This window comes from Lysinibacillus sp. NPDC092081, from assembly GCF_044755845.1.
Taxonomy (GTDB): domain Bacteria; phylum Bacillota; class Bacilli; order Bacillales_A; family Planococcaceae; genus Lysinibacillus.
Map to the genome: position 1 here is coordinate 1 of NZ_JBIVRU010000036.1, position 11,156 is coordinate 11,156.

The following is an 11,156-nucleotide window of genomic DNA, read 5'->3' on the forward strand; positions in this document are numbered from 1 at the left end:
TATAGAGCTTCATAAGTTAAAAGATATTCACCTGTTTTAATGGCAATGTGATTTGGTGTTCGGCTTACCTGTTCTTCAAATTGCGATAGGACAGTTTGTAATGACGCAATTGATTTTCCTTTCTGTCCATCTATTCGTTGACTTTGTTCATTTAATGAAAGTAATTCAATACTGTTGAGTGGGAGATCTACCTTCTGGATAACTTGATCCAATATATAAATAAAATGTTCCCGAATGTTAGCAATAGCCTGATCTGTGAATACTCCCCCATTGTACGTAAACTTAATTGTCATATCATCCACTGATGGTATGACGACAATACCGAATGCATAATTTATTTGTTCAAACATTTTTACTTCTTCCACTTCAAATCCTAATGTTTTCTGGTCACTAATTTCCTGAATTCCCTTTTCAACCGGGTAATTTTCGAATGCAATAACATGATGAATGAGGGGATTCCCGTTCATTTGTCGTGTTTGAATTTCATAAAGCGGATAGTAGCAATATGGCTCTGCATGTAAAAATGATTTTTGTATTTGCTGTACCAGTTCATTAAATGTGATTTTTTCTGATCCCTTCACACGTACTGGAATGGTATTAATAAACAATCCAACTAGTTGCTCAACTTGCTCAAGCGTAGGCGGGCGCCCAGAAACCACAGAACCAAATACGACATCTTGTGTAGCATTATACTTCTGTAGGAGCACTCCCCATCCGGCTTGGATTACGCTATTAAGTGTGACAGCTGCTGTTTCTGCTAATGTCTTTAATTGATTCGTGCGCTCTTTGCCAAATGTGAAGACAAATTCTTTTCCCACAAATACTGAAGATGGTGTCGATTTTTCATATGGTAAAATTGAAAGCGTATTAAAATCAGCTAGATATTCTTTCCAGAATTCTTGGGCTTCCTTCGGGTCCTGTTCATTTAACCAATCCATATAAAGAACATTAGATGAAATACTTGATGGTAAACTTTCTTCTCGCAACGCTTTTTCATACATTTCGAAAAATTCTTTCATAACAATACCCATGCTCCATCCATCTAGTACCATATGGTGGAAGCTCCAAATTAACTGATAGCGATTTTCATTAAACTGAACTAGCATCATTCTTGTTAAAGGTGCCCTTTTAAAATCAAAGAAGGCATTTCGATCATCCAACAAAAGTTGAAGCAGTGCTTCTTGTTGTAAATCTGCTTGCAAATGTTGTAAATCGATGAAACGAATAGTATCCTCTACCTCCTGTACTATCACTTGGCAAGGTAGATCTACCTGCTCTATGATAAATAGTGTACGGAAGGTTTCATATTTATTAATTAATAAACGATAACAAGCTTCAAGTTTGTCAAATTGAACGTGCCCCAATAACTGTAACGAAGCCTGTTCAAAATAAGCATGTGATGAAGGATCCAATTTGGCATGATACAGCATCCCTTGTTGCATCGGGGTCATGTTCGAAATCTGTACAATTGATCCTTCAATCTTCTGTTCTAATTCATCAAATGTTTCAAGTGATAGCGCTAGATTTCCAATATCACTAGGCGTTCTTCTAGGTCTAGACTCGTCAATGCAACAATTGAGAATTTCCAGTAAACTTTCTTGATAATATGTGAGTAATTGTGTCATAGTTTCTTCATTGTATCGTGGCTGACTATAATCAATGGTAATCGTCAAATGAGAATTTAAAACTTTCCCACTGATATCAATGGCGTAGAGACGTTCTAACTTTTTACTACCTACTTCTCCTAGAGGGAATGTTGACATTTCCCATTTGGATTCGGTTGAAGGCAAATCAGTTTGCCCTAAGTAATTAAAGCTAATTTCGGCATCCGTTGAACGCATCCATTGAGGTTTTTCAGCCATTCCATACTTGAAGACCCCATATCCTAGTCCTTTACTCGGTACTTTTCTCAATGTTTCTTTGACCGAGCGAATATAGTAGGAAAGATCCCCGACTTTTGTGAAGTCAAGCACAACTGGATAAATTGATGTGAACCATCCAACTGTTCGCGATAGGTCATACGCCTGGTCTAATTCTTCACGACCATGTCCTTCTAAATCCACACGAATAGAATCAGTTCCACTCCATTTATTCATTGCAAGCCCTAAAGCTGCGAGTAGTAAATCATTGATTTCCGTTTGATACGCCTTCGGTGCTTCACGTAAAAGACGTGCTGTCCACTCTGAATCTAACTGCATGGAGACACTGCCCATTTCCGCATAAGTACCTAATGGCATATCCTTATCCTTTGGCAATGCTGGAACAATCTTTGACTCTTGCTCTTCCCAATATCGTGCTTCTTTCCATAATTTTTTACTTGTTGAATATGCTTGAAGAGCTTCAGCCCATTCTTGATAGGATACCGTTTTTTCTGGCAGTGTAAGTGATTGACCTTGCATCGCTTGATCGTATAAATGAATAAAATCTTCCATTAAGATACGCCAGGACACTCCGTCGACAACTAAGTGATGAATTGCAAAGAGGATAAAATCTCCTTCTCGCGCTTTCATCACCGCTACTTTCATTAGCGGTCCAGTCGTCAAGGAAATACTTTGTTGAATACGGCTAGCTTCTTGTTCCAATTGCGTGGCCAGAGCTGTAACATCCTGTAAGTCTACTTGCTCGATACTATAAAACCCTTCTCCTATTGGTAAATTTTCTTGATGTATAGCAGAAGATGTCCACTTGAATTGCAGACGCAGCGCATCGTGATGAGTGATTAATTTATCTAGCACTTGTTGTAAAACTATAAGGTCTATTGTCTCTTTACTTTCTAATAAAATCGATTGGTTAAAATGCAATTGTGGATCTTGTACCGTAAAGAAACGTCTTTGAATTGGTGTTAATGGCACTTCACCTTTAACAACCTCACGACATATTACATATGTTTCTTCTTTAATTTTTCGTGACATATCTTTTATAACTGGATTTTCAAAAATATCTTTGATTTCAAGCTTTAAGTGATGTTGACGCAATCGAGAATAAATTTGTAATGCCTTAATAGAGTCGCCCCCTAAGGCAAAATAGTTATCTTCTAAACCAATAGATGGAATGCCTAAGACTTCTTCACAAATCATTACAAGTTTGGCTTCTTTCTCATCTACTGGTTTTTCCAACGAATGAGATAGTTGCATATGCTCGATTGGATTTGGCAAAGTGTTCTTGTCGACTTTCCCATTTGAAGTTAAAGGTAAAGTGTCAAGTCGCATAAAGTAATTAGGCAACATATAGAACGGAAGACATTGTTTGAGATAATCACGTAAATCTTGAATATCTGTTCCAGATGAAGAAACATAGTAGGCAACTATGCTTAACTGATTATTTTGAAGTTGTTTTGCAACTACAATAGCTTCTTCTACTTCTGAGTGTTTTAGCAGTGTTAAAATGATTTCATTTATTTCAATTCGATGACCACGAATTTTTACTTGTTCATCTCGGCGTCCAATATAGGACAACTCGCCATTTGGTAGTACTTTTACGATATCTCCTGAACGGTAGAGACGTTCGATTCGATGTTTATTCGTTGATATAGGCATCGAATGTGAGATAAATCGATCATTTGTTAACTCTTGACGATTTAAATAACCCTTAGTAACACCTTCTCCCGCTACATAAAGCTCCCCTGGAACCCCTACAGGTACTGGTTGCATATCTTGATCTAAAATATAAACACGGAGGGTAGGAATTGGCTTACCAATATTGCTTTCATTTTGCTCAATTTCTTCTAAACCAATTTCTTTGTAGGTTACATGGACCGTTGTTTCCGTAATACCATACATATTAATGAATTTAGTGTTTGAATAACGCATTGCCCATTTTTTCAGAATAATTGGTTTTAAGGCTTCTCCTCCAAAGATAATGTAACGAAGTGAAAGTTTTGCTGATGCTTGTTCCATCTCTATTTGGGATAAATTTAAAAAGGCTGTTGGAGTTTGATTTAAAACCGTCACTTTTTCATTTATGAGCAACTGATGAAAAGCTTCTGTATCTCGTGCAATCTGTTTAGGGATGACAATTAATTTCCCTCCATATAATAGTGCTCCATACATTTCCCATACAGAAAAGTCAAAACAGAAGGAGTGGAAAACAGTCCATACATCCTTATTTGAAAAATCAAACTGCATAGATGAATTAAAGAGTAAGCGCACCACATTTCGGTGTGTTACCTCTACACCCTTTGGTTGTCCAGTTGTACCAGATGTATAGATAATGTAAGCAACATCCGATGAGTTTAATGTGCAACCAAAGTTTTCTTTAGATAGTTGATTAATAGCCAAATCATGCACAAGCAGTATATTTACATTAGCCGCGCAAGAAGAGCAATAACTTTCTTTTGTCAGCACTACTTTCAGTTGACTATCTTCCATCATGTAGGTAATTCGCTCTTTTGGATATGTTGGATCAATAGGTAAATATATTGCTCCACATTTTAACGTCGCAAGAATGGAAATTATCATATCAATTGATGAATCTAATAAAATCCCAACAATTTCTTGAGGTTTCACATGTGCCTGTGTCATAAACCTTGCTACTTGATTCGCTTTTGCATTTAAATCGCTATATGTGAGTTGTTGTTCACCTTCCACTATAGCGATTGCACTAGGATGTAGTTTTACCTGTGTTTCAAACACTGATAGAATCGTTTCTTCTATAGGGAATGTAGCTTCTGTATCGTTTAATAATGAATACATTTGCTCGTATTGCTCATTTGATACAATGTTTAAATCGCGTACTAACGCATCTTGACATGTAGTAACTGATTCAATAAGTAAGTGTAGCGATGTTCGAATTTGCTCCACGTCCTTTTTAGAGTACACATTAGCATTAAATACGAAATTTATTTCAAATGCTTCGTTTGGTAACACAACTACATTAAAGTCATAGTTTGTTTGCTCAAAGGCCTCAACCTCTTGAATTTGAAACGGTGTTGATGAATTATCTTTTAACTGCTGCATCTCCATTTGCAATGGATGGTTTTCAAACACGACAATATGGTTGATTAATGCATTCCCTAAAGACGTTTCGGATTGAATAGATGCTAGTGGATAATAACTATACTCCTCCGCTTCCAAGATTTCGTGTTGTACTTTTTGCACTAAATCTTTAAATGAAAGCTCCTTGTTAATCGTTAGGCGTAGAGGAATAGTATTAATAAATAGCCCTACCATTGTTTCGATTTTTGCAATATCAGCTGTTCTTCCGGATACTACTGTCCCAAATAAAATGTCATCTGTTTGATTTAACTTGCGTAAAAATATACTCCATATTGACTGAAAAATTGTATTAACTGTTACGCCATATTGCTTTGCGATTGCTTCTAACTCACATGTTAAGGATTTTGACAGAATCAGTTTGACAGTTTCTTGAATATACTCCGGCTGATTGCTATTCGCTGTAGAATGTGAAACAACTAATGGTGTTGTAAAATCATTTAATTTCTCTTTCCAGTAACTCTTTGCCTCTTCCTGATCCTGTTCAGACAACCAATGAATGAACACTTCATATGGAACAACATCCTCGAGAATCGGTGATTGTCCTTGAGCAAAAGCATTATAAATAGCCATAAACTCTTTCATGACAATTGCTAAACACCAGCCATCCATGAGGATATGATGTTCACTCCAAATTACTTCATAAACTTCTTTGTCCAATTTTATAATATAAGCACGAAGTAATACCTCGTTTTCTAAATCAAATCCACGTGTTTTATCAGCAGCAAGTAATTCCTCCATTTCAGCTTCTTGTGCAAAAGGCGAAAGATGTGATATATCACGATAATGAACTTCACCTTGCCTCTTATCTAATACCACTTGCATTGGTTGACGTAAGCGGTTATAAATAAATGCCGTTTTAAAAATATCATATCGATCTAGTAAATATTGATAACTTTTTCTAAAGATGTCTTCATCGATCGTTCCATGAATACGTAAGCGATTTTGTTCAAAATAACTTTTTGCCTTCGAATTCATTACATGATGGAATAACATACCTTCTTGCATCGGAGAAAGTGGATATACTTTTTTGATTACTCCATGCACTTGTTCTTCAATAAGTTTAAATTCTTCTAAAGTTAATGCTGTAGCCCCTACGTCTGAAGGAGTTAGAGTTGTTCTATCGACGGAAATACAATGGGAAATAATTTCTTGTAAAGAAGATTTAACCAACGAGATAAACGAATTCATTGTTGATTCTTCGTATTGCTTAGACGCATAATCGACTTTGAAGACTAATCTTCCTTGTAATATTTGCGAATTGATGTCAAGAGTATATAGATTATCAGCTTTTTCAGAACGATAGCCATCAAGTGATTGTTGTGAAAGAGAGAATCCACTTATCTCATCCGCTTGCGGTATATCAATTTGCCCTAAGTAATTAAAGCTAATTTCGGCATCCGTTGAACGCATCCATTGAGGTTTTTCAGCCATTCCATACTTGAAGACCCCATATCCTAGTCCTTTACTCGGTACTTTTCTCAATGTTTCTTTGACCGAGCGAATAAAGTAGGAAAGATCCCCGACTTTTGTGAAGTCAAGCACAACTGGATAAATTGATGTGAACCATCCAACAGTTCGCGATAGGTCGTACGCCCGTTCTAATTCTTCACGGCCATGTCCTTCTAAATCCACACGAATAGAATCAGTTCCACTCCATTTATTCATTGCAAGCCCTAACGCTGCGAGTAGTAAATCATTGATTTCCGTTTGATACGCCTTCGGTGCTTCACGTAAAAGACGTGCTGTCCACTCTGAATCTAACTGCATGGAGACACTGCCCATTTCCGCATAAGTACCTAATGGCATATCCTTATCCTTTGGCAATGCTGGAACAATCTTTGACTCTTGCTCTTCCCAATATCGTGCTTCTTTCCATAATATTTTACTTGTTGAATATGCTTGAAGAGCTTCAGCCCATTCTTGATAGGATACCGTTTTTTCTGGCAGTGTAAGTGATTGACCTTGCATCGCTTGATCGTATAAATGAATAAAATCTTCCATTAAGATACGCCAGGACACTCCGTCGACAACTAAGTGATGAATTGCAAAGAGGATAAAATCCCCTTCTTGTGCTTTCATCACCGCTACTTTCATTAGCGGTCCAGTCGTCAAGGAAATACTTTGTTGAATACGGCTAGCTTCTTGTTTCAATTGCGTAGCCAGAGCTGTTACATCCTGTAAGTTTACTTGCTCGATACTATAAAAACCTTCTCCTACTGGTAAATTTTCTTGATGTATAGCAGAAGATGTCCACTTGAATTGCAGACGCAGCGCATCATGATGAGTGATTAATTTATCTAGCGCTTGTTGTAAAACTGTAAGGTCTATTGTTTCTTTACTTTCTAATAAAATCGCTTGATTAAAATGCAATTGTGGATCTTGTACCGTAAAGAAACGTCTTTGAATTGGTGTTAATGACACCTCACCAACAATTGGCTTTTGCGCTATAACTTTTGTTTCCTCTTGTTTGACTATCTTTGATAATTCGGCAATAGTTGGATTTAAAAATACTTGTTGTAAAGTACACTTTAAATGGATACTTTTTAAATGCGAAATCAACTGTAATGCTTTAATTGAATCGCCGCCCAATTCAAAGAAATTATCATGCACACCAAAATCATCCGTAACAATAATTTTTTTCCATATATCATAAATTGCTACTTCTAGCTCATTTGATGGACTTATATTCTGTGAATGTTTATGCTTTTGTATAGTTGGAAGTGGCAATGCTTTTTTGTCCACCTTGCCTGAATTTGCAATTGGTATACTATCTAGTTGTATGAAATACGTCGGAACCATATAGTATGGTAAAATTTCTTCTAGTTTCTTTCTTAAAACATAGACATCAACTTCTTCATTGGATGTAATATACGCACATAAATGTGTTTGTTGAACCATTGTCACTGCCTGTACTACTGCTTCTTTAATGAAAGAGTGTAGGAGGAGCTGTCTTTCAATTTCTTGCATCTCAATTCTTAGCCCTCGTATTTTCACTTGTGAATCAATACGACCTAGAAAATCGATTTCTCCATTAGGTAGGATCTTGGCTAAATCTCCAGTTTTATATAATTTTTCATACCCTTGTTCAGCGTAGGGATTCTCTATAAATGCAGTAGCTGTTTTTTCTTCATCATGTAAATACCCTTCTGCTAAGCATATTCCACTAATATAAATCTCTCCTGTAACTCCTTTTGGTACTATGTGCAGCTGTTCATCCAGCAGATAGATTTTCGTATTAGCAATTGGACGACCTATTGGAATTCTGCCCTTTTCTTTACCTGTAATTTGATGATAAATACAACCAATACTTGCCTCAGTTGGTCCATATAAATTGTATGGTTTCACGTGTGGGAAAATGGCTAAGAAATCTAATACAGTGGAAGGGGTTAGTGCTTCCCCACCAAGTATAATTGTTTGTAAACTACGTAAACCCTTTTGATACTGGAAATCCTCTTTTAACTGCTGGACGATTACATCAAAAACTGATGGTACAAAATCTGTTAATGAGATATTTTCTTGTTCAATAATTTGCGTTACATATTCTGCCGTTAAGCTGTCTTCTGGTAGCGGTATCACCGTTTTCCCACCATTAATCATTGGCCAAAATAGCTGCCACAAAGCACTGTCATACACATAATTTGTTGTATTAAGTACGGATTGTGCAGCATATTCTCCAAATTCATCATTCATCCAATTAAAACGATTTAAAATTCCTCGATTCAACACTTTTACACCCTTAGGAACACCTGTTGACCCAGAAGTATAGATGACACACATAATATGATCGTTTTTCAATGAAACTTTTAAATTTTCACTTACTAACGGCAGCTGCACGTGTTCAATAAACATTGTTTCAATATTCAACTGATTGATTGGTATTATCGCATTAGTTAAGAGAATTGATGCATTCAGATCACGAATAATAGTTTCGATACGTTTGATTGGCCAACTAGGGTCCATTGGACAGAAAGCAGCCCCAATTTTTGAAATTGCAAACATAACTAAAGGCATTTCAATACTTCTATTCATAATTACTGGAATAAAATCGCCTTTTCCATATCCTTTTTCACGCAATCTTGTTGCTAAAGCATTAGCTTTTTGATTGAATTCTTCATATGTGATTTTTTTTCCCCCACAAACAACTGCTGTATAATGTGGTGTTTTAACTACTTGTTCTTCTATCAGACGATAGATAGGTCGGCAATTTTGGTAACTACGCGCTGTATTATTAACTTCTACCATTAAGTTTGTTATATGATTATCATTTAAAAGAGAATATGTGTGAATAGGTTCTTCAGGGGATGCAACTATTTGTTCAATTAAATAGTGGAAACTACTCAAGAAAGTTTCCATTGTTTCTTGTGCAAACAAATCAGTGTTGTAACGTAATATAAGTTCTGTTTTCCCCTTTACTTCTTCAATATCCAATGAAAAATCAAATTTTGACATTTGCTGTTCAAATGTTTCAATTGTATAAGAAAAATCATTTAATACTAATTCTTCTAGTTCATTATGATGAACCGTTAGAACAGTATCGAATAACGGGTTTCGACTGGAATCCTTAATTACATGTACAGAGTTTATCAATTCCTCAAAATCAAACATTTGATGTTTATAATCTTCATAAAATTGATCTTTTAAATTTTGTAGATACGTGTTGAATGGCTGATGACTTAGTAGTTTTGATTGAATAGGCAATGTATGTACAAACATTCCAATTGTGTGTTCCACCTCTGGTCGCATTCTTCCAGAAATCGGTACACCTACTACTAAATTTTGTTGTTTAGTGTATTTATGAAGTAAGATATTATAGCAACTCAAGAACAATAGAGATGTTGAAACTTGATATTTTTTTGCTAATTTATGAACTTTGTTTGTCTCATCATTACTCAATTGACTAGAAAGGGTAACCCCATTAAATGTTTGAATCCGTGGACGTTCAAAGTCTGTTGGAAAATTAAGAAGTGGTGCGTCATTTCCGAATTTGGATTGCCAATAAAGAGTGTTGTTTTTAATTAAATTTTGTTGAGACTCTTCTAAACACCAAAGCGTATAATCCTTATAATCAATCATTTTCTCCGGTAAAGCTTGTCCATTATAAATAGCAATAAATTCTTGGAAGAAAATACGCATAGAAATACCATCCACTATAATATGGTGAGAATCCAAACATAGATACCATTCTTGTTCATTGCAGGCGACTAAATTGATCCGTAAAAGTGAACCTGCTTCTAACTGAAATGGTTGCACAAATGAACGCATAATATGATGAATTGTTTCGGCTGTTCCTTCTTCAACCGTTAAGTCAAGTGATGTAGTAGGACAAATTTCTTGGTATAGTTCACCTTCTTTTAAATGAAACGATGTTCGAAATACTTCGTGTCGTTTCACTAACTGTTGCATAATTCGCGTTGTTTTTTGAACATCTAATGATCCTTTTAGCCTTACTAAGATGGGTACATTATAAGCAATTGATGTCGGGTCCATTTGATGAATAACGAATAATTGCTTTTGAAGTAAACTAATCGGATAGCGTTCTTGTATTGGATAAGGTGTAATTTCCTGATGACACCCTGGTTCTAATTGTTCAATTTTATACGCAAGTTCTTTAATAGTTGGATTTTGGTATAAATCATTAAGTGTTAAATCAACATTAAAACGCTTAGATAGCTTAGCAAGTAAAACTGAGCCTTTTAACGAATGCCCACCATTTTCAAAAAAATGCTCCGAATTACTAGACGGCTGGACATGTAAAATATCAGCCCAGTATTCTCGCACAATTTGTTCCGTTCTTGACATATTTTCCGTTAGGTGTTTTGGTGATATCGATAAAGAGGAATAGAAAGCAAGTAAAGCTTTTCGATCTATTTTCCCACTACTTAGTCTTGGGATTTCTTTTAAAAAATGAATCTCTGTCGGTATCATATAGTGCGGTAACTTCTCAGATAAAGTTGAGATGATCACTTGTTTTTCTATTTGAGCATCAGCTTCGTAAAAGGCGACTAAATCATCTTCATGTACATGAACGACTACTTCGCTTACATCCCTAACTTTTTCAAATGCCTGTTCAATTTCGCCCAGCTCTACACGATACCCACGGATTTTAACTTGGTTGTCCATTCGGCCTAAAAAGTGTATCTCACCATTTTCTTGCCATACCCC

Annotated in this window: 1 protein-coding gene; it reads right to left on the reverse strand. The window is 35.9% G+C overall.

The window, feature by feature from the left end:
* Nucleotides 1-11,156 (reverse strand): amino acid adenylation domain-containing protein (locus ACIQLB_RS24395; RefSeq protein WP_400731314.1); only part of this gene is annotated, 11,156 nt, incomplete at both ends.